Source organism: Vibrio sp. 1249-1, assembly GCF_033340495.1.
Genome location: NZ_JAWOWJ010000002.1, coordinates 1 through 21,639 on the forward strand (window position 1 = coordinate 1; position 21,639 = coordinate 21,639).

General features: G+C 43.6%; 16 protein-coding genes, 1 tRNA gene and 1 other RNA gene. 13 read left to right on the top strand and 5 right to left on the bottom strand.

The window, feature by feature from the left end; all coding sequences use genetic code 11:
• Positions 1-67, bottom strand: a tRNA-Tyr gene (locus R7Z50_RS03530).
• A gap of 292 nt (positions 68-359) precedes the next feature.
• Between R7Z50_RS03530 and R7Z50_RS03535 the strand changes: the two genes are divergently transcribed.
• Together R7Z50_RS03535 and vmeF are read left to right on the top strand one after the other, a co-directional pair.
• Positions 360-1,454: an efflux RND transporter periplasmic adaptor subunit gene (locus tag R7Z50_RS03535; protein WP_017820000.1), complete on the top strand. Its 1,095-nt coding sequence runs from the start codon at positions 360-362 to the stop codon at positions 1,452-1,454.
• Complete coding sequence (gene vmeF, locus R7Z50_RS03540; RefSeq protein WP_017820001.1) at positions 1,454-4,567, top strand: multidrug efflux RND transporter permease subunit VmeF; 3,114 nt, start codon at positions 1,454-1,456, stop codon at positions 4,565-4,567. Before R7Z50_RS03535 ends, vmeF begins: the two co-directional genes overlap by 1 nt.
• A gap of 80 nt (positions 4,568-4,647) precedes the next feature.
• On the opposite strand, the gene R7Z50_RS03545 is transcribed toward vmeF, so the two are convergent.
• Positions 4,648-5,223 carry a porin family protein gene (locus R7Z50_RS03545; RefSeq protein ID WP_053307492.1) on the bottom strand — a complete coding sequence of 192 codons (576 nt, stop codon included), beginning with the start codon at positions 5,221-5,223 and terminating at the stop codon, positions 4,648-4,650.
• Positions 5,224-5,437: 214 nt separating this feature from the next.
• On the opposite strand from R7Z50_RS03545, the gene R7Z50_RS03550 reads away from it, so the two are divergent.
• Positions 5,438-5,755, top strand: coding sequence for a DUF1244 domain-containing protein (locus tag R7Z50_RS03550; protein ID WP_005378586.1), 318 nt, complete (start codon positions 5,438-5,440; stop codon positions 5,753-5,755).
• 61 nt (positions 5,756-5,816) lie between these two features.
• On the opposite strand, the gene R7Z50_RS03555 is transcribed toward R7Z50_RS03550, so the two are convergent.
• Positions 5,817-6,911 (bottom strand): PLP-dependent cysteine synthase family protein, encoded by a 1,095-nt coding sequence (locus tag R7Z50_RS03555; protein ID WP_005389952.1) that lies wholly within the window; start codon positions 6,909-6,911, stop codon positions 5,817-5,819.
• 140 nt (positions 6,912-7,051) lie between these two features.
• Between R7Z50_RS03555 and R7Z50_RS03560 the strand changes: the two genes are divergently transcribed.
• Together R7Z50_RS03560 and R7Z50_RS03565 are read left to right on the top strand one after the other, a co-directional pair.
• Positions 7,052-7,516 carry an Lrp/AsnC family transcriptional regulator gene (locus tag R7Z50_RS03560; RefSeq protein WP_025998626.1) on the top strand — a complete coding sequence of 155 codons (465 nt, stop codon included), beginning with the start codon at positions 7,052-7,054 and terminating at the stop codon, positions 7,514-7,516.
• 456 nt (positions 7,517-7,972) lie between these two features.
• Positions 7,973-11,014, top strand: coding sequence for a cadherin repeat domain-containing protein (locus tag R7Z50_RS03565; RefSeq protein WP_318148883.1), 3,042 nt, complete (start codon positions 7,973-7,975; stop codon positions 11,012-11,014).
• Positions 11,015-11,082: 68 nt separating this feature from the next.
• Here the strand turns inward: R7Z50_RS03565 and tesB are convergent, their stop codons facing one another.
• Positions 11,083-11,943, bottom strand: coding sequence for an acyl-CoA thioesterase II (gene tesB / locus R7Z50_RS03570; protein WP_005378575.1), 861 nt, complete (start codon positions 11,941-11,943; stop codon positions 11,083-11,085).
• Positions 11,944-12,183: 240 nt separating this feature from the next.
• On the opposite strand from tesB, the gene R7Z50_RS03575 reads away from it, so the two are divergent.
• Positions 12,184-12,618, top strand: a complete 435-nt coding sequence (locus R7Z50_RS03575) for a YbaY family lipoprotein (RefSeq protein ID WP_005378572.1) — start codon at positions 12,184-12,186, stop codon at positions 12,616-12,618.
• 30 nt (positions 12,619-12,648) lie between these two features.
• On the opposite strand, the gene R7Z50_RS03580 is transcribed toward R7Z50_RS03575, so the two are convergent.
• Complete coding sequence (locus R7Z50_RS03580) at positions 12,649-12,951, bottom strand: DNA base-flipping protein (RefSeq protein WP_005378570.1); 303 nt, start codon at positions 12,949-12,951, stop codon at positions 12,649-12,651.
• Positions 12,952-13,208: 257 nt separating this feature from the next.
• On the opposite strand from R7Z50_RS03580, the gene R7Z50_RS03585 reads away from it, so the two are divergent.
• The 7 genes from R7Z50_RS03585 to udp all read left to right on the top strand — a co-directional run bounded on the left by R7Z50_RS03585 (position 13,209) and on the right by udp (position 21,505).
• Positions 13,209-13,952, top strand: a complete 744-nt coding sequence (locus R7Z50_RS03585) for a hypothetical protein (protein WP_005389942.1) — start codon at positions 13,209-13,211, stop codon at positions 13,950-13,952.
• Between the two features lie 152 nt (positions 13,953-14,104).
• Positions 14,105-16,108, top strand: coding sequence for a GGDEF domain-containing protein (locus R7Z50_RS03590; protein ID WP_017634751.1), 2,004 nt, complete (start codon positions 14,105-14,107; stop codon positions 16,106-16,108).
• Between the two features lie 137 nt (positions 16,109-16,245).
• Positions 16,246-16,342: signal recognition particle sRNA small type (gene ffs, locus R7Z50_RS03595), an RNA gene on the top strand.
• A gap of 212 nt (positions 16,343-16,554) precedes the next feature.
• Positions 16,555-17,289 carry an RNA methyltransferase gene (locus R7Z50_RS03600; RefSeq protein WP_005378485.1) on the top strand — a complete coding sequence of 245 codons (735 nt, stop codon included), beginning with the start codon at positions 16,555-16,557 and terminating at the stop codon, positions 17,287-17,289.
• Positions 17,290-17,533: 244 nt separating this feature from the next.
• On the top strand, positions 17,534-17,953 hold the full coding sequence (locus R7Z50_RS03605) for a CBS domain-containing protein (protein ID WP_005378483.1): 420 nt from the start codon (positions 17,534-17,536) through the stop codon (positions 17,951-17,953).
• A 172-nt stretch (positions 17,954-18,125) separates the two neighbouring features.
• Positions 18,126-20,432 carry a zinc/cadmium/mercury/lead-transporting ATPase gene (locus tag R7Z50_RS03610; protein ID WP_318148884.1) on the top strand — a complete coding sequence of 769 codons (2,307 nt, stop codon included), beginning with the start codon at positions 18,126-18,128 and terminating at the stop codon, positions 20,430-20,432.
• Between the two features lie 314 nt (positions 20,433-20,746).
• On the top strand, positions 20,747-21,505 hold the full coding sequence (gene udp, locus R7Z50_RS03615; protein ID WP_005378479.1) for a uridine phosphorylase: 759 nt from the start codon (positions 20,747-20,749) through the stop codon (positions 21,503-21,505).
• The last annotated feature ends 134 nt before the right edge of the window (positions 21,506-21,639 follow it).

Here is a 21,639-nt window from a genome sequence, read left to right on the forward strand (position 1 = left end):
GGACGGATTCGAACCATCGAAGGCAGTGCCGGCAGATTTACAGTCTGCTCCCTTTGGCCACTCGGGAACCCCTCCAGAGGATTTTTATACTTAGTAAGATGTTTTCCCAACTCATCTCCCAAGTGCGGAGCGAATCATAGCAAACTCGCTCAGGCTGTAAAGCGTTTTTCTTACGTTTTTACGTTGAATGCTGTCTTTTTGGGCAAAGATGGTAGAAAGTCAGCGTTTTGTTTGTCCTTTGAACAGAAGAGAAGCGCACTTTTTACTTGAATTTACACTACTTGACGTTAAACACCGTATCTACTGATAAACTGTAAGCAGTTTAATGACATAAGTTTATTCGTTTAGAAGTCAATATCATGAGCATGAAAGCCACGTTATCGTTATCTGTTTTAACGCTTTCTATATTACTGAGTTCTCCATCGGTTTGCGCTGCGATGCGAGGAGGCTCAGCGGTTACTGTTGTGACTGAACAAGTAGAAACGCACGAGATCAATCAATCCTTAACTCTTATCGGCAAATTAAAGGCAGCGGAGTCTGTGGTTGTCGCATCGGAAGTCGCCGGCAAAGTGAATCAAATCGCTGTTAAAGCGAATCAAAATGTCCAGCAAGACCAGCTATTAATTAAGTTAGATGACGATAAGGCTCAAGCCGCTTTGATTGAGGCAAAGGCGTACCTTAAAGATGAACAGCGTAAGTTAAAAGAGTTCCAACGTTTGGTTAAGCGGAATGCGATTACTCAAACTGAAATCGATGCACAAAAAGCCAGTGTTGAAATAGCACAAGCGAGGCTTGATGCTGCTCAAGCCAATTTAGCTGATCTCCATATTACTGCCCCATTTTCTGGCACTGTTGGTTTTATCGATTTTAGCCGCGGCAAAATGGTCAGTGCCGGTACTGAACTTTTGACGTTGGATGATCTTTCCGTCATGGAACTGGATTTACAAGTACCGGAGCGCTATTTATCGATGCTTTCTATTGGTATGGAAGTCATCGCTAAAACCAGTGCATGGGGTAGCCAGACCTTTACTGGTAAAGTCACAGGTATTGATACGCGGATCAGCGCCGAAACACTGAATCTTCGCGTGCGTATTGAGTTTGATAACCCAGAAAATCAATTGAAGCCGGGCATGTTGATGAACGCTTCACTAGCATTTCCTGCTATTAAGGCGCCAATCATTCCTGTTCAAGCACTTGAATACTCCGGAACTAAACGTTTTGTATATGTAATTGATGAAAATAACAAAGCTACTCGTCAAGAAGTGTCGCTAGGTGCTCGTGTTGGCAACGAGGTGGTGATCGAATCTGGTGTTGAGATTGGTGACAAGATTGTGGTTCAAGGCATTGTTAACATGCGTGATGGTGTCGAAGTGAAAGAAATTGTCGCGCCACTAAAAGCGAACACCACGGATGTGACACGCAATGACAGTGAATCGGATGAGGAAGAAAACTAATGTTACTGTCCGACGTTTCAGTTAAACGCCCTGTCGCGGCGTTGGTTCTGAGCATGCTGTTGTGTGTGTTTGGCTTTGTGTCATTCACCAAATTAGCCGTTCGTGAAATGCCTGATATAGAAAGCCCAGTCGTTTCTATCAGTACGCGTTATGAGGGTGCATCGGCGACTATTATTGAAAGCCAAATTACCTCCGTTTTGGAAGACCAGCTTTCTGGGATCAGTGGGGTTGATGAAATTAGCTCCACTACTCGTAACAGCATGTCGCGTATCACGATCACGTTTGAGTTAGGTTACGATCTCAACACAGGTGTGAGCGACGTGCGTGATGCCGTAGCTCGTGCTCAGCGCTCGCTACCTGATGAAGCGGATGACCCTATTGTTTATAAGAACAATGGCTCGGGAGAGGCGTCGCTCTACATCAATCTCAGTTCTGCAGAGATGGACCGTACTCAATTAACCGATTATGCCGAACGTGTATTGATGGACCGCTTTAGCCTGATCTCTGGGGTTAGCTCCATTGATCTCTCCGGTGGTTTGTACAAGGTCATGTACGTGAAGCTTAAGCCAGAACTAATGGCTGGACGTTCAGTTACAGCTTCGGACATTACATCAGCTTTACGAAGTGAGAACCTAGAAAGCCCAGGTGGTGAAGTTCGCAACGACTCAACAGTAATGTCCGTGCGTACGGCTCGTACTTATAACACGCCTGAAGATTTTCAATATCTTGTCATTAAACGCGCAAGCGACAATACACCTATCTATTTAAAAGATGTAGCAGATGTCTTCATTGGTGCAGAAAACGAAAACTCAACCTTCAAAAGTGATGGTGTAGTAAACATCAGTCTTGGTGTGGTACCGCAGTCAGACGCAAACCCGTTAGAAGTAGCGAAGCTGGTTAGGTCTGAAGTCGATAACATCCAGAAGTTCTTACCAGAAGGTACACGTCTTGCGATAGATTACGACGCGACAGTGTTTATCGAGCGTTCAATCGAAGAGGTGTACAGCACGCTATTTATCACGGGCGGCTTGGTGATTTTGGTATTGTACATTTTCATCGGCCAAGCTCGTGCAACCTTAATTCCTGCGGTTACTGTACCTGTTTCTCTGATTTCGTCGTTCATTGCCGCGTACTACTTTGGGTTTTCTATCAACTTGATCACCTTGATGGCGTTGATATTATCGATTGGTTTGGTGGTTGATGACGCAATTGTGGTTGTAGAGAATATCTTCCACCATATTGAACGCGGTGAATCGCCATTACTCGCCGCATATAAAGGCACAAGAGAGGTTGGTTTTGCTGTTATAGCAACAACATTAGTGCTGGTGATGGTGTTCTTACCGATCTCCTTTATGGATGGCATGGTAGGTCTACTATTTACAGAGTTTTCTGTATTGCTGGCTATGTCGGTCATATTCTCCTCTTTGATTGCCCTGACGCTGACTCCTGTATTAGGTAGTCAGATTTTGAAAGCGAATGTAAAACCAAATCGATTCAATGAAGCGGTTGATCGCTTGTTTAGCAAGCTTGAGAGTGGCTATCGCGCATTATTGAAAGGCGCATTAAAAGTACGTTGGGCTGCTCCGCTGGTGATTCTAGCTTGTTTGGGCGGTAGCTATTTCTTGATGAATCAGGTACCGGCCCAGCTGACCCCACAAGAAGATCGCGGTGTGATATTCGCGTTTGTGCGCGGTGCAGATGCTACGTCATACAATCGTATGTCAGCCAATATGGATATTGTCGAAGACCGATTGATGCCATTACTAGGGCAAGGTTATCTGAAGTCATTCAGCATCCAAACGCCAGCGTTTGGTGGCCAGGCAGGAGACCAGACAGGCTTTGTGATCATGATTCTAGAAGATTGGAACGAACGTGATATCACGGCTCAGCAAGCCCTTAACAAAGTACGGAAAGAATTGGCAGGTATCCCAGATGTTCGAGTGTTCCCATTTATGCCAGGTTTCCAAGGTGGTTCGAGTGAGCCAGTTCAGTTCGTATTAGGCGGCTCTGATTACGATGAGCTCGTTGTTTGGGCTGAAATGCTAAAGAACAAAGCAGAAGAATCACCAATGATGGAAGGAGCAGAGATAGATTACTCGGAAAAAACGCCTGAGTTATTGGTTACAGTTGACCGACAGCGTGCCGCAGAGCTAGGAGTCAGTGTTAAAGACATTTCTGACACCCTAGAAATCATGCTCGGTGGTAAAAGCGAAACGACTTATGTTGAGCGTGGCGAAGAGTACGATGTGTATCTTCGCGGTGATGAAAATAGCTTTAATAATGCTGCAGATTTAAGTCAGATTTATCTGCGCACGAATAGCGGTCAGCTAGTGACGTTAGATGCGGTCACAAAAATTGAAGAAGTGGCGGCCTCTATTCGTCTTTCTCACTACAACAAACAGAAGTCCATCACTATTACTGCCAACCTGTCGGAAGGTTTTACATTAGGAGATGCGCTGAATTACCTAGACCAGGAAGCCATCGACAACTTACCGGGTGACATTTCGGTGAGTTATTCGGGGGAGTCGAAAGACTTTAAAGAGAACCAAGCGAGTGTTGCTGTTGTGTTTGCATTGGCACTGCTAGTGGCGTATCTCGTGTTGGCGGCTCAGTTTGAAAGCTTCGTAAACCCGTTAGTGGTCATGTTTACGGTGCCGATGGGTGTATTTGGTGGCTTTCTTGGTTTGGTTATTATGGGCCAAGGTATGAACATTTATAGTCAGATCGGCATGATCATGTTGATTGGTATGGTGACGAAAAACGGTATTTTGATCGTAGAATTTGCCAATCAGCTACGTGATCGTGGCGTTGAGTTTGAAAAAGCGATCATTGATGCAGCTGCGCGACGTCTACGTCCAATCTTGATGACTGCGTTTACCACACTTGCTGGCGCAATTCCGTTGATAGTATCTACAGGGGCGGGTTATGAGAGCCGTATTGCCGTGGGTACGGTAATCTTTTTCGGGATGGGGTTTGCGACATTGGTGACCTTGTTTGTTATCCCGGCAATGTACCGATTGATTTCGGCGAAAACACAAGCACCAGGTCATGTAGAAGCAGAGTTAAACAAAGCAATTAGCCATGATACGAAGGGCCGTATAGCGCACCCTTAAATCAAACGTTAAAACATAAAAGCCGAGGTAATAACCTCGGCTTCTCTTTATCGGTTTAAAGTTAGCTCGGAAGCGTTCGATTAGAAGCGTTTCCCTAGGCTGATTTGTACACCTTCGTAGCTGTCGTAAAAATCTTCAAAACCCATATCCGCGACATTATAAATGTACTCTGCGCGTAACCAGATATCTTTGCTCATATCCCAATGGACACCAGCACCGATGTTGAATAGCGCGCCTGAATCATCTGTGACTTTTTGTTCGTTTGGAACATACATTTCAGCTTGAGTGCCAAGCGCAGTTACGCGACCAAACAGTGACAGCGGCGTATCGCCTAAGTTATCACTTGTTACAACAGCAGACATACCTGCTTGGTAATAGTGAAGATCTAAGTCAGTTTTTAGAGCATCGTTCTTAAGTTCATTTTGTGAATAGCGCAGAACCCCTTCAAACGCGAGGTATTGGTTTATATGGTAACCCCAGCCAACTGTGATATGTGGTGTTGACCACTCATTGTCTCTATCCGAGCCGAAATACGGTGTATCAAAACCAACGTTACCAGTACCCAGATAAAAATAAGATTGATGAGCTTGTTCTTGAGCAGCTAAAGTTGGCACGCTAATGGTCAAGGCAGACAATAATAGAATGGCGTTTTTCATAACTAGACGATAACCTTGGTAAAAGACCGTTGTAATGATTTGTTTAAATGTTAATTTAATCAATAGGATGGATGGTAATTATCATATCAGCTTTTATCAAAGGTAGTGATTTTAGAATGGGAATTGTTGCGCTAAAGCATACTTCTTACTCATGACTACCGACTAACTAGATATGGTGACGAAAGCTAGCTAAATAAGAGAGAAGGAAAGGAAAGTGGCTGAATTCAAATACAAAAACTTGACTCAAGAAGAACAAGATAAGTTAGACGCGGCGACATTTCGCCGTTTATTGGCGCATTTAGATGCTAACAAAGACGTACAAAACATCGACCTGATGATCCTTGCGGGCTTCTGTCGCAACTGCTTTAGCAAATGGTATAAATCTGAGGCTGAAAATCTCGGTTTGGATTTAGATATTGATGACGCTCGCGAACGTGTTTACGGCATGACTTACGATGAATGGAAACAAAATCATCAACCAGCGGCAACGCCAGAACAATTGGCTGCGTTTGAAGCGCGCCAGAAAAAGTAAAACCCAGCGATAAAAACAGCCCACATGAAGTTGGGCTGTTTTTTAAAGTCCAGTTTGCACGTTAAGCGTTAGTTGAGCCGCAACAAGCTGGCTCAACGCAACCTTTTGCTTGAATGACTTCGAGTTGAGCTAAGTAAGGTTGAATATCGCCGATGTTCTCTTTTACCCATGTTAAGTCATAATACGTATCTAGGTAACGCTCTCCAGAATCACATAGAAGCGTCACGATAGAACCCTTCTCACCGCGTTGTTTCATCTCACAAGCCAATTGCAGCACACCGTAAAGATTGGTGCCTGTTGATGCGCCGACTTTACGCCCAATCAGCTGAGATACCCAATGGGCGGTTGCCACACTGGCTGCGTCTGGAATTTTGCGCATTTCATCAATGACACCAGCAATAAAACTTGGTTCGACACGTGGTCGCCCGATACCTTCAATTTTGCTGCCAGTATCGCCTTTCAATGAGTGATTTCCTGACTGGAAAGCATCGTAAAACACTGAGTTTTCAGGGTCTACCACGCAAAGCTTAGTGTCGTATTTTTGGTAACGAATAAAACGGCCAATGGTTGCTGATGTGCCGCCTGTTCCAGGACTCATCACTACCCAGCTAGGAATCGGGTGATCTTCTAACTCCATTTGGCTAAAGATAGAGTTCGCGATGTTGTTGTTACCGCGCCAGTCAGTAGCGCGTTCAGCATAAGTAAACTGGTCCATGTAGTGACCATTTAGCTCTTGAGCCAAGCGTCGAGACTCGTCATAAATCTGATCTGAGCGCTCTACAAGATGCGCTTTACCACCGTAAAACTCAATTTGTTCAATCTTTTTACGTGCGGTGGTTTTCGGCATAACAGCAATGAACGGTAAGCCAAGTAAACGCGCAAAATACGCTTCCGAAACGGCAGTGCTGCCTGAGGACGCCTCGATTACAGTGGTTTCAGGACCAATCCATCCATTACAAATAGCATAAAGAAACAATGAGCGCGCCAATCGATGCTTAAGAGAGCCTGTAGGGTGCGTACTCTCATCTTTTAGATAGATATCGATACCATCAAGAGAAGGTAGTTCGAGTTTAAATAAGTGAGTATCAGCAGAACGTTGGAAGTCTGCTTCAATTTTACGCACTGCATTGTTGATCCAATTGTGGTCAGTACACATGGCGTCTCTCCTTGGGAAATCGATAGATAAGTATTAGATAGGGATAATTTATCTATAATTTTCGAGAAAAACTTTGCTATTGTTACTCTTAATAAAGATTTTTGTAGAAAAATTTTCTACATTTTATGGGTTTTATAGAAATGAGTTTAGATCGAATAGATAAGCAGCTGCTTGCTTTACTACAAACCGACAGCACCTTGTCATTAAATGACGTGGCTGAGCGAGTCAATCTTACTACAACACCATGCTGGAAGCGCTTGAAAAGGTTGGAAGAAGAGGGCTACATCGAAAAACGCGTGGCGTTGTTAAGTGCAGAAAAGCTCGAGCTATCTTTCATTGCATTTGTTCAGTTAAAAACGATTGATCATTCCGAAGGTTGGTATCACCATTTTGTTACAACTGTGAGTGACTTTCCTGAGGTAATGGAGTTTTATCGTATGGCTGGCGAGTATGACTACATGATGAAAGTACTAGTCAAAGATATGAAGTGTTTTGACGAATTCTATAAGCGGTTAGTTAATAGTGTAAAAGGGCTATCTAATGTGACTTCAACATTTGCTATGGAGTCCATTAAATACACAACAGAGTTACCAATCCTAAAATAACTCGCCCTATAAGAATTCTATCTAATGTTAATTCTACCTTTTAGTATTTTAAATGTTAAAAGGTAGTTTGATTATGCTTTTAAAACTATTTCCTACCAGATTTTTATAAATATAAACGATATTTATTCTCTCTTCTATTTTTCATTAACCATTTGTTTTTACAGTCCATTAGTCCTATACATCATAATGAAAGAAAAAATAACGCAATTTTTTCTCTTTCTTTTTCATGTTTTATTTTATTGAATATTAATTTTTACTAAATTAATGGAAGAGTTTGATTTAAACGTTTGCTTTTTGTGTTTTCATGTAATTTGGTCGCTATTTTTGAGTATTTGTTTTTAGGATTAATACAGTAGCAATTACTTAAGTAATAAAGTACTCAAAAATGGGGATAGTGATTAATAAAACATCGTATTATTATCGCCCCATCTTGTATGTAACAAAGTATTACTAAAAATGAACAGAAATTACTATTTGCTTTTTCTCGCAGCTTTACTCGCTGGCTGTGGCGGTGGGGGAGACTCTAAGCCGAACAATACGAAGACACCAACTACGGTAACAAAGCAGAACCGTCCGCAATTAAAAGTGGAAGACACGGTGTTGAAGTTTGAAGGAGTGGGAACGGTTACTGAAGCAAAACTGAGCAATGTACATGGGTCGGTATCTTACCAAGTCATTGACTCTAATCCGCCAAATGTCGTGAAAATTAATGACTCAGGAATACTACAAATTCTGCGCCCAGGAACGGCGACGATTCTTGCTACAGATAGTAGCTCTGCTTATGAATCTTCTGAAGCAAGATTTTCTGTCACTGTAGAGCGAGGCATCAATACTGAACTTTCAGTGAGTGATCTGAATTTCAATGCGATTGAGTCAGAAGGAAAAGCGTTGATCGTCCGTGGCCAAAAAGGCGAACTGAGTTATGAGGTAGAAAGTGGTCATAACTTGATTCGTGTTGATGAGAACGGTTCGGTATATTCATTAGGTTCAGTTGGTCAGGCATCGGTGCTGATTACTGATTCAGGTAACGACTTTTACTTGCCGAAACAAGTTCGCGCTACGGTTAAACTGCATGCAGTAGCTCCGGGGCAATTACAGTTCGCTTTGCTTGAAGACGAGTATCGAGAAGGGTTGACGTTAGAACCAGTGCGTTTAGATAAAGCTCAAACGCAACGTATTTCTTACAAAATCATAAATAGCGTACCAGACAGCAAGGTGGCCGAGTTGCTAGACCCTGAAACGGGTTTGCTTCTTGTTCATAATGTTGGGCGATTAACGGTTGAAGCGACTGCAACTTACAGCGACGCGTTTCTAGATAAACAGCAAACAGCGCAATTTTTTGTGGATATAAAACAAGGCAAGCGTCAAGAAATCAGCGCAGCGGATATTGTCACAACTTATGAGGAAGGTGGACGAATTTTCCCTAAGGTGACGAACGCCTACGGTGACTATGAGCTGAGAATCATTCGTGGTGAAGACGTTGTCGCTAAAACTGAAAATGGTGAAGCATTACTGATCAAAGGTGTTGGTGCTGCTGAAGTGGAAATTTACGAGCATGACATGCGTAATTATCCTGCAAGCAAAACTCGTTTTGATCTTGAAGTTAATCGCGCGCCTCATCCCGTTATACAAGACATTGAAATGCCGCTTACCTATCAACCAAATCTTTCAATCCCTCTGGCGTTTAAAGGGCAAAAAGGTAACGTAAATCTAGTTAGCAGCTTACCTAATGGCTTACGAATGACTGACGGCAAGTTGGAGGTAGTGACTGCGGGTGAGTACGACCTTAAGTTTGAAGACGATGGTGGGGAGTTCTACCAACCTATTCAATTTAATGTCGTCATTAAAGTTGCAAAGGCTGAAGGCCAACCCATGGCAACGCACGATTATGACGTTGTATACAGCAACAAATACAGTTTTGATCTTCATCGTGATTTTGGTTTGAGTGCTGACGAGCAAATTGAGATTGTAGATAACACCGCACCAGATGTTGTCGGTGGTTTTAGTGAAGGACGTCTCCATGTGTATAAAGCGGGTAAAGCGACGCTAACTGTGCGCAGAAAAGAGAGCGCGAATTATACTGTTGGTCCTGATCAAAAAGTCTACGTGACAATTTTGAGTGCGCCGAGCCGAATTGAAGTTCAATCCGATGTGGAAGAGATTTGGAAGGTTGGCCAAACATTTGTTGCGCCGAAAATCTCTGGTACGGTTGGGGAAGTTACGTACCGATTTGCAGACAACGCAGCAACAGATGTAGTTTCCTTAAACAGCCAAACGGGTGCCATGCAAATTCTTAACGCGGGTAGCACAAAAATTATTGTTTCGGATGCGGGGGACGACAAAGTGGATCCGGGTGAAAGTAGCTTCTCGGTCACGATTAAACAAGGCACAAACCCTGTATCGGTTACTTACCCAACGGTAGAATTCTCCGCTGGTAGTGTTATCTCACCAGTGATGAGTGGTGGGACTGCGAAGGCAAGTTACCGTCTTATTAACCAAAAAGATCCTGTGGTCGAGCTAGTTTCCCCTGATACGGGGCGTTTGAAGATTTTGCACGCAGGCGAGTACCAAGTAGAGGTTACTCTTACTGGACGCAACTACAAAGCTAAAACAATCGTCGTAAATGGCACTATTAACAAAGCGAATCACCCTGGTTTAAGTGCTTCTACAATGAAGGTGGAATTTGAACCATTTAAAAAGGTTAAGCTAGACTTTGGTACACCAATAGGAAACCGCAGCTATCAAATATCCAGCTCAACAATTAAAGGAGTCGCTTCATTAGATGTTGATAAGGAAGAGCTGACGTTACTTGACCTCCCGCCAGTAAAAAGACGTTGGATTTCTCTCGACGTTTCTGAAGGAGAATCTCGAGATTACAAAGCGTTGGAAAGTAAGAAAGTCCAGCTGTATCTAAGCTTTGCAGATGAAGGTGTTGCGGATCAATATACATTGCTTGAAACTGAACAAACAGTATTGTTTAGCACGCTAAATGCACGTGAGTTTTCTAACTTAGAAGAAAGTGAGTTTGGTTTGATGAACGTTCGTTCAGTGCGTGAGCCAACGGACGAAGAATTGAAACTATACGGCAAAGGTAAGATTGCACTACTTGCATTCAAGCCGGTGGGTAACGATGACCAAACTCTAATAAAAGGAGCGTGGGTACACTTAGCTCGATTTGATGGATGTACATCAGAGCTGTTCGAAGATGATCTCAAGCCTTTTGAAGCAATTGACTATGATGACCCAGGGTACTGCACCAACGGCAGCACGATTCGTATGACTCGGTTCTTAGTAATTGATGACTCGAAGATGGAAAAGGTAGAGTATGAGTTAGTAGCACCTGTGATTACTTACCGTCGTGGGGTTCGTGAATTTTTAGCAACGAATAAAGGTGGATTCTATGCCGACCCAAATGTCATTTACGGGAAAGGCGAATATGGTTACCCGAAATCACTTTACGAATGGTCGGTTGTTAACATGAAGTATCAACCAAATTAATCATCGTTTGATACCCATTAAAAAAGGAGTGCGGAACAGCACTCCTTTTTTCGTGTAACGAACACGAGCTATTTCGTGTAGCGCATCACCCCTTCTTGCACGGCGGTCGCCACTAAGTGACCTTGCTGGTTGTATATTTCGCCTCGGACCAACCCACGAGTATTGCTCGCCGTTGGGCTCTCTATCGCATATAGAAGCCATTCATCCATCTTAAACGGACGATGGAACCAGATAGAGTGGTCAATGGTGGCCACTTGAAAGTTAGGCGTCATTAATGAGACTTCATGTGGATGCATTGCTGTCACAAGGAATCCCCAATCGGATGCGTAGGCCAGAAGGTACTGGTGAATTAGCTGATTCTCTGGCATTTCACCATTAGCACGAATCCAAAGGTACTGTTTGGGTTCTGCTTTTTTGGGCTTCAAAGGGTTGATAACCGTAACGGGGCGAGTTTCGATTGGCTTTTCCCCGCAAAATGTTTTGCGTAAGCGTTTGGGTAGAAATTCTGCAATATGGCTTGCGAGCTCACTCTCTGAGGCAAAGTTTTCTGGACCAGGGATATCTGGCATTTCTTTTTGATGATCAAACCCAGGTTGATCGCCATGGTAGGATGCGGTTAGGTAAAAAATAGGGCGTCCATTTTGAATTGCTTTTACGCGTCTAGTGCTAAAGCTACGGCCATCTCTCAGATTTTCTACGTCATAAATAATAGGTTTTTCTGGATCGCCAGGGTACAAAAAATAGCTATGGAAGGAGTGTACCGTGCGTGTTTCTTCAACGGTGTAGCGCGCAGCAGAAAGTGCTTGCCCAATTACTTGACCGCCATAAACTTGAGGCAAACCTAGGTTTTCACTTTGGCCACGAAACAAGCCTTCTTCTAATTTTTCGAGTTGTAGTAGGCTGAGCAATTCTCGTAGTGGTTTACTCATTGTGTCTCCTCACCGTTGTCTTTCATTCCAAGTTACCTCAACAGCCTCACTCTTGTGAAGTGGCATAGTTAAGAACTATTGAGTAACTTAGAAATAGTATTGTTCCAATTATGAAACAAAATCAATTGTTTGATAAATTCTAACTCAGTCAAACTATTGTCAAATAAAATGACAGGAAGCAGACAGTTTTATATTCCACACCTATAATTGCTTCGGTTTAATGCTCTTTTCGAGGAATATATGAAAAAAACACTACTACTTGTTACTTCTCTACTCTTTGGGGCTGCGTTAGTGGGTTGCCAAACTTCTCAAAATACAGAAATGGAATCTACAGAGGCGTCAATGAAGACGATTACAGGTACAGTGGCTTATCGCGAGCGGATTGCCTTGCCACCAAACGCAGTGGTTACTATTGCGTTAGAAGATGTGTCCTTGGCGGATGCGCCAGCAAAAGTGTTGGCGAAACAGACATTCGAAACAGAAGGTAAGCAAGTTCCTCTTTCTTTTGAGTTGAGTTACGACAGCAATGAAATCAAACCAAACCATCGTTACAGCGTTCGTGCTCGCATTGAGGTAGATGGAAAGCTGCGTTTTATCAGCGACACACATAACGGTGTTATTACAGATGAAGCACAAACTCACCAATTAGATATTCGTCTAGTTGGAACACGTTAATACGACGTACTGAGAACAAAAAATGGCAGCTTAAGGCTGCCATTTGTATTTTTTAAGTGAAGTTTTGCCAACTTCCGAGACTTCAATCCCTTCTGCTTCTAATTTCTTTTTTTGTCGCTCTAAGTCTCTGCCTTTTAAAGATATTTTTCCTTGGCTATTTACCACTCTAAACCAGGGGAGTTTACTGCCTTCTGGTAAGTTGCCCAGTGCTTTACCAACATGTCTCGCATAGCCCGGATAACCGGCCATTTTGGCAATTTCCCCATAGGTGGAGACTTTTCCTTTTGGAATTTGGTGAATTACAGCAAAGATTTGCGCTAAAAATTGGTCCATACTCAAAAGTGTCTATTTTGGGTTACTAAGGAATGGTAAACCATTGGACTTGTATATTGCTAACGGTTCTTAACCCTTGTGTTGCCAGCGACTCACTTTGAAGAATTACATTTTCTGTTCTTTAGTGTCGTTGGTTGATGAGCCTTAAACAGCATGAAGCAAACGCAAGCTAAGCTTGAATCTAGACCCTCTCAACGACTTTCAATCCCAGTTTTTGCCGTTGAGTTACCAAGTAGGTGGGGAAGCCAGGAGGCGCTATGATTTTATCGACACTTCAATTTTTCGTTACGACCTTACTCGCTGTTGTCTGTGTTCGGGCGATGAGTTTGAGCGAGGGTGACATTCCCGTTCTTGCACTTATGATCCCCGCGCTGTGGGTTCTGCCACAAGGTGGGTTCGCTGGCTTAGTATTGCTGGGCGCGATGATGGCTTTTGGTGCGACACTCTCAATGCAGCCAATTGCTTTGTCGGTTGGTGTTTTGATCCTTTTCCCACTTTTAATGGTGGTATTTTCTCGTAGAAGCTCTTTAGGTGTGTTGCTCACCGCTGGTCTTATTGTACTTACACTGCAAGTTGGTCTTATGGTCACACAGCAAGGCGGTAAGCTGGATGGTTCTGCTTGGGTTACAGTGGTTCAAACCATTGCGGTTATGGCGATGTGGTGGTCGGCTGCGCATTGGACGCCATCCAATAAACACAGCTGGTGGCCGTTGTTTTTGTTGCTCCCATTGTGGATTGCAGGCCTACCGTACGCCGTTCTTATGGCGTTAAGTTTGACGGGAATGTTAGCGTCAATGGAAGCACTTGCGAAGCTTCAACATACCATTCGTTGGAGCAAATTATTATGTTGGACATTGCCGACTGTGGGTTTTGCCGCTTTAGTCGTCAGCCCGACCACGGATGTGCCAAACCCTGTTTTCGTGGTTTGGATCTGTTTGTTAGGGACGGCTTGGATGACTGACTATATTTTACGTAGTAGCGATGAACAGGCTGAATTATGAGTTTTTAGTCAGGTAAAAAGTGACATGTGCGGCAGAGTATCGAATTGGTTGTGGAACAAAATGGAGATTAGTATATGTTCTTCATTTCATATTTACTACACTTCCAATAATAATAACCACAATATAAGTGGTTGATTTAAGATAAGTTTGTCATGACAACTTTTGCTCGAACACTGTTGCTTTTTGCATGTTGCCTCTTGAGTTTGAATGTAAAAGCCGAAGCCCCTTTAATTGCTCATTATAAAGTCGCGACTGAAGCGGATGATGTCGTCACTCGTGTTCTTTTCAATGCTGCTTCAAAGGAGTTTGGCTTTACCGTTCAATACGTGAACTACTCCAGCTTTGATGCCATTCTAAATTCAGTAGCGAATGGGGAAGCGGACTTTGCTGCGAATATCACTTACACACAAGAACGTGCTCAACGTTTTAGTTATTCCCGCCCAACAAATATCGAATATACCTACCTCTTTGGTTTAAAAGATTCGACGTTGAGTGACATTTCGCGTGTTGGCGTCCCCAAAGATACAGTTTATGCCCAATTACTTAAACAACACTACCCTGAGCTAGAACAGATCTCTTATCAAGGTCACGAACAAGCAGTAACACTGCTACGTTCAGGTGCTGTGGATGGCGTTGTCGATGCCATTAACCAGCTCAAGCCGATGCTGATGGAGGGGTTTGACGCCAAGATGCTCAATGATCAGATTTCGATAAAGCCCGTATCCATCATCAGTAAAAAAGATCATCATCTTGAAGAGTTGGACACGTTCGCTACGTTTATTCACGGGGAAGCGGTGCAAAAGCAGCTTCGCGAAGAAATTTCCCAGTATCAATTTGAATTAAGGCGAGCAGCGTTGCGTGATTCTATTCGTTTATTACCCCTTGATTTTAATGAACCAATACGGATTAAGCTCGAATCTATCTTTCCATATGTTGTATACAACGCAGATGGTAGTGTCGAAGGGATGACGGCTGATGTAGTCCTGAGAAGCTGTGAGATCTTGGCTTTAAACTGCTTGATCATTAGTGAGCCTGGTGAAAGCTGGGGTTCTATGTACCATGAGTTTATCCAAGGTAATTTCGAAATTTTGGCGCCGTTAACGGTCAGCCGTGAGCGGCGCGCATTTAGCTACTTTCCAAAGCCCCATTACGCGCCAGCATCGGTGATGGTCAAGCGTTTAGGTTACAAACCGAGCACATACTCTCATGTTTCACAGTTGATATCTGAGCGGATTGGCGTAGTTAAGGATGACTTTTTCGATCAAATGATGACGCAACTGTTACCGCTAAAAGAACTCAAACGTTATCGTACCCAACAAGAGCTCATTCAGGGGCTACTAAATGAAGAAGTCGATTACATTCCGATGGATACGGCGATGCTCAATCATTTTTTACGTCTCAGTGAATTGGTTCCGATAGAGCAGGATACCGCTATTGGCGAGTTTTATGAGTCACAACTCTCTGTTGGATTGGTCGCGAATGAAAAAGGAGCCATGCTTGCGCCTTTCTTCAGTCGAGCGATAGCGATGTTAGAAGTTGATAAGATCATTGCTCAGTACGATGTACGCCCAGATTGGCGTACCGCACTTGAATATGAGATTCGATTAGCGACGCAAACACAAGCTGTGTTTATCTTTGTATTATTGTTTGCTATTTGTGTTTCGCTTTATCTTTACCGTCAATCGAACACTGACAACTTAACAGGGTTAAGGAATCGTCGTGCGTTGCAAGTAAAGTATCGAAAAGGAGTAAACAAAGATCTATCCATACTTTACTTAGACATTAATCATTTCAAACGAATCAATGACACTTATGGTCATCGCGCTGGGGACGAAGTTTTACAACTACTGGCGCTAAAAATTCATTATGTCTGGTCGGGAAGATGTTATCGAATTGGAGGGGATGAGTTCATATTACTGGGTTATCCTACGCAAGCCGAGTTAACTAGAGCAATGAGAGAGCTCAGTAGAATCGATGTGAAAGGCAAATTATGTAGTGATTTGGAGTCTATAAGTATCTCTATTGGTTTCTCTGCAAAAAGGGAACGGCACATGAGCTTAGAGCAAGCGATGCATTTGGCTGATGAAGACATGTACATGAGTAAGCAGTCCTCACGGCACGACTCCTCTTATCGTGACTGCACGGTTTCATCATAAAGGAATGAATTGATCGAGTTTTGTTCAAACGGTAATGAAATGATGAAATTCAAGGTTTTTGCTCTTGCATTATGAGAGCTGATACTGAATAATCGCCCCATCGATTGAGGCAAGACCTCTCGAAAAGAATTATGGGGCTCTGGTCCTCTCGCAACAATAGCTCGTGAACTCGGTCAGGTCCGGAAGGAAGCAGCCGCAGCGTGTGACTTGTGTGCCGGGATGTGGCTGGGGTCCCACCCTTTGAAAGCCCTGCGTTATCGCAGGGCTTTTTTCGTTTTTGAGCCTTCTTTTATTTTGGCTACGCTTGGTGTTCAACGTCTTCTGATGATCAAGCTTCTTGAGGTTATTTAGGTATAATTTATAATCTCATCCGCTCGATACCGAACTTTCGTGAAGATTGTTTAGGGTACACTCGCCGAATAACCATTTTCACCTGGGATACTTTAATGATTTCAAAAAACCAATTAAAACTGCTTCGTGCTTTAGGTCAAAAGAAACAGCGTAAAGCGCATGGCTTATTCCTAGTTCAGGGTGAAAAGAACGTACTAGAGCTAGCAAGTAGTTCATTGAAGGTGAAGCAGGTTTTTGCAACAGCGGCATTTCTCGAACAAAATGCTGGTACGCTAAATCGTTTTGATTGTGTTGAAGCATCGCTTGATGAATTGACCAAAGCGAGCACGCTTGTGAGCAATAATGCGGCCATTGCTGTGGTTGAAATTCCGAGTGTAAAAGAGCCTCAAGCGAAAGGCTTGATGATTGCGCTAGATGGTGTATCCGACCCTGGTAATCTAGGTACGATTATTCGTGTTGCAGACTGGTATGGCATCAAGCACATTATTGCGAGTACAGATTGTGCTGATCCTTATAATCCTAAAACGATCAGTGCGACCATGGGCAGCTTTGGCCGCGTACAAGTGAGTTTGGTGGATTTGCCAAGTTACTTGGAACACGCCAAATTGCCAGTATATGGCGCGTTTTTGGAAGGAGAGAGCGTTCATAAAACGGATTTCGCTGCTGAAGGTATTTTGTTGATGGGCAGCGAATCTCATGGTGTGCGTGAAGCCGCAGCAAAATTCGTGACAGATAAGATCACGATTCCGGCGTTTGGCGGTGCCGAATCACTGAATGTCGCGATGGCGACTGGCATTATTTTAGACAACATGCGCCGCCAACATAGCTAACGCAACAATTACATAATAACAAAGCCAGTCAATTGACTGGCTTTGTTGTATTTTGCCTAGAAAAATCAGCCTGGCTGAATCTTGCGTTTAACGAAATACAGTGAATGTTGTTCGGTGAGTTAATTTTGTTTTAGTTCAATAGGCTGTGCCTATAAATAAAATTACTCCTTTCCATTTAGTAAAATCAGGAAATTAGGCGACACTTATCTAAAGGCCGCAATAAAATGCCCTTAAGGAGATAAGAATGCATTCATTAAAAGTAAAAGATTACATGACGTTGCAAGCGGTGACTTTCACGAAAGATATGTCACTTTCGGCAGCTTTAAACAAAGTAATGCAAAGTGTCACACTAGGTGGCCCTGTCATTGATGAAAATGAAAAAGTGGTTGGGTTTTTATCGGAGCAAGACTTATTAGATAAGTTGGTGAAAGCAAGTTATCACTGCCAAGATACACATACGGTACAAGAGTGTATGCATGATGATGTCTTATCTGTTTCTCCAGAAATGTCAGTAATTGAACTGGCTGACATGATGAAAGTTGGAAAGCCGAAAATGTATCCAGTGGTGGATGGCAAAGGTAAGTTGGTTGGTGTTATCACAAGAAGAGACGTGCTGCGTGCCATAGGAATGACATTAAATGAGTGTTTTAAGCATCCCGTTTAACCTCTCTGTTTAAACTTTACGGAATATTGCTTTTAAACTGGTTTGGAAAGACGCTTCGGCGTCTTTTTTATTTTCTATCGCCGAACTGTACAAATTTATCTTGACCTTGGAGCTTACTCTAAGGTTTATCCTTAGCAATAGGTAAATCACCGATACCAATAAGGAAAAAATTATGTGTACAAAACATCAAGGTTGCCAATCTAGCAAAATCAAAACTGCGGTGCCGCTTGGTGCAAGCGAGTCATGCTGTGCGCCAGTAAAATCTTCGCTCAATATCTCTCAGGCCAGTGTTGATGTTTCTGAAAGCTCTTGCTGTAGTGGAGGAGGCTGCAGCGTTGACACAGGCGAGGAAGACGATCCCACAAGGGAGAGTAATTCCTCCGTTCGGAACGCTTGGCTTGTGTCAGGTATGGATTGCCCATCTTGTGCGCAAAAGCTTGAGAAAGCCATTACGTCTTTACAAGGCGTCAGCCAAGCCAAGGTTTTGTTTGCAACAGAAAAACTGGTCGTCGATTTTGATGATCGAGAGCTGATAGCTACGATAGAGCAGACAGCCCAAAAAACGGGTTTTCCGCTCTCTTCACTGGATGCTCCAAAACCAAGCACTACAAAGAAAGGCTGGCTTGGCGTCATAAGAGACAACATCCAAATTCTCTCGATTGCTAGTGCAATGGCTACTGCGGCAGTAATTTCTAAGATCGACCCTCAAATAAGCGCTTGGTTATTCACTTTGACGTGTTTACTTGGTTTATACCCAATCGCGCTCAAAGCATTTAAGTTGGCGCGTAGCGGTACGCCTTTTGCGATTGAAACGTTAATGAGTGTAGCGGCGCTCGGCGCTTTATATTTAGGTGAAACCGCCGAAGCCGCAATGGTGTTATTGCTTTTCCTTATTGGTGAAAAGTTAGAAGCATATGCATCATCTCGCGCGCGAAGCGGTGTCCAGGCGTTAATGGACTTAGTCCCAGAAAATTCAATTTTAATTATTGATGGTGAACGCAAAGAAGTACCAGCTGCGCAGCTTAAACCAGGGGATATCATAGAAGTCGCACCCGGAGGTCGTTTGCCTGCCGACGGTGTTTTGCAAGATGCGCTTGCGAGTTTTGACGAAAGTGCGTTAACGGGAGAATCTGTTCCCGTTGAACATCAAACCGGTGGCAAAGTGATGGCCGGGGCTGTGGTTGTCGATAAAGTGGTTCGTTTACAGGTGACTTCCCGTCAGGGCGAGAATGCGATAGATCGAATTCTTCATTTGATTGAAGAAGCAGAATCCCGTAAGGCACCATTAGAACGCTTTCTTGATAAATTTAGCCGTTGGTATACGCCACTAATGATGTTGGTGTCTCTGATGGTTATCGTTACTCCGCCATTACTATTTGCCCAACCGTGGGAAACGTGGATCTATCGAGGACTCGCCCTGCTGTTGATTGCTTGTCCATGTGCATTAGTCATTTCAACGCCTGCGGCGATCACTTCTGGCTTGGCGGCAGCGGCTAAGCGGGGCGCATTGATCAAAGGTGGAGCGGCGCTTGAGTTGCTTGGCAAGGTTGAGTCTGTCGCATTTGATAAAACTGGGACACTGACGCAAGGTAAACCAGAAGTGACCGACGTCTTTGCTTTTGATATGGATGAAGACAAGTTACTTAGCCTAACTGCGTCAATCGAGATTGGTTCAAGTCATCCTCTAGCGGTTTCTTTGGTTACCAAAGTGCAAGAGCAGGGGCTTACTATTCCTGAAGCGTTGGATAAAACCGCGCAAGTAGGCTCTGGTGTCACAGGTTACGTCGATGGAAAAATGGTCCAAGTGGTCACGCCTTCAAAGGCAGACTTTCCACTTTCTCAACAAGCCAAAGAGCAAGTGGTTACGTTGGAACAACAAGGTAAAACGGTTGTCATTGTGCGTTTCGATGACGAGGTCATTGGCGTGATCGCATGGCAAGATACATTGCGCTCAGATGCCCAGCAAGCCATCGCAATGTTGAAGGAACTTGGGGTCACGTCGGTGATGCTAACGGGTGACAACCCGAGAAGTGCAGAAGCAATGGCAAATAGAATAGGCTTGGATTATAAAGCGAGTTTGTTACCTGCAGACAAGGTGCATTACGTCGAGAAGCTATCACAACAACATACCGTTGCGATGGTGGGAGACGGTATCAATGATGCTCCAGCCATGAAAGCTTCGAGCATTGGTATTGCGATGGGAGGCGGTACGGATGTTGCGCTCGAGACTGCTGATGCGGCGTTAACACACAACCGGTTGATTGAGCTACCTGCCATGATAGAACTGTCGCGTGCGACGCTAAGTAACATTCGTCAGAATGTCGCGTTAGCGCTAGGTTTGAAAGGTGTATTCTTAGTGACAAGTTTACTTGGGGTTACTGGGTTGTGGGTTGCAGTATTAGCTGACAGTGGTGCAACAGCACTGGTGACATTGAATGCGTTGAGATTACTTCGTTTTGAGTCCAAACAGATCAAATAACTGACCTAACCAATGATCCCACTCATTAATAGCCCGAGGCATTCGTGTATCGGGCTTTTTTTAACCGTATTCACCTGATGCGATCAGACGTTTTTCTCGTCCTTGAAATCACGCATTGCTATGCAACAAAATGATTTAACGCCCCTTAAAGTGTGATCAATACCAGTTTTGTTTGAAATTTCATTTTCATTACATTTTGTCATTGTGATTGTGATCACTCTATGTTGGTGAAAGGTTCGCTACAGTGCATCTGTACCCAATAACTGATTAATGAGCTTATTGTTCATAAAATAAGCCACAATAAGGAGCGACTTATGTCTCAAGCTGTATTCCATTTAGGTGTTACTGAAGCTGATCTTAATGGTGCGACTCTAGCGATCATTCCTGGTGACCCAGCGCGTGTTCAAAAAATCGCAGAACAAATGGAAAATCCAGTATTTCTAGCAAGCCATCGTGAATACACGCTATACCGTGCAGAGCTAGACGGTAAACCTGTTGTGGTTTGTTCTACAGGTATTGGTGGTCCTTCTACCTCTATCGCAGTTGAGGAATTGGCACAGCTTGGTGTTCGCACTTTCCTACGTGTTGGTACAACGGGTGCAATTCAACCGCATGTAAACGTGGGTGACATGATCGTAACGACGGGGTCAGTTCGTCTTGACGGTGCGAGCCTACACTTTGCTCCTATGGAATTCCCAGCAGTTGCTGACTTTGAAGTAGCAACCGCAATGAAAGCAGCGGTAGAAGAGTCTGGCGCTACAGTTCACATGGGTGTGACTGCATCAAGCGACACGTTCTACCCTGGTCAAGAACGTTACGATACGTTCTCTGGTCGTGTTGTTAAGCGTTTCCAAGGCTCTATGCAAGAATGGCAAGACATGGGCGTACTTAACTTCGAGATGGAGTCTGCAACACTGCTAACAATGTGTGCGAGCTCTGGTTTAAAAGCGGGTTGTGTGGCTGGTGTTATCATCAACCGTACACAAAAAGAGATTCCAGATCATTCAACTCTGAAAGAAACGGAAGCGCGTTCAATTAAAGTGGTTGTAGAAGCAGCGCGTAAAATGCTTTAAGCCGCTATAGTTGGCATTTAAACAAACAGAAAAAACCAGAGGCTAACCTTTGGTTTTTTTCTACTTATAGAAATGCGTACAGCTAAAATTTAGGTATAAAAAAAGCAGCATTAATGCTGCTTTTTATCGTTGTG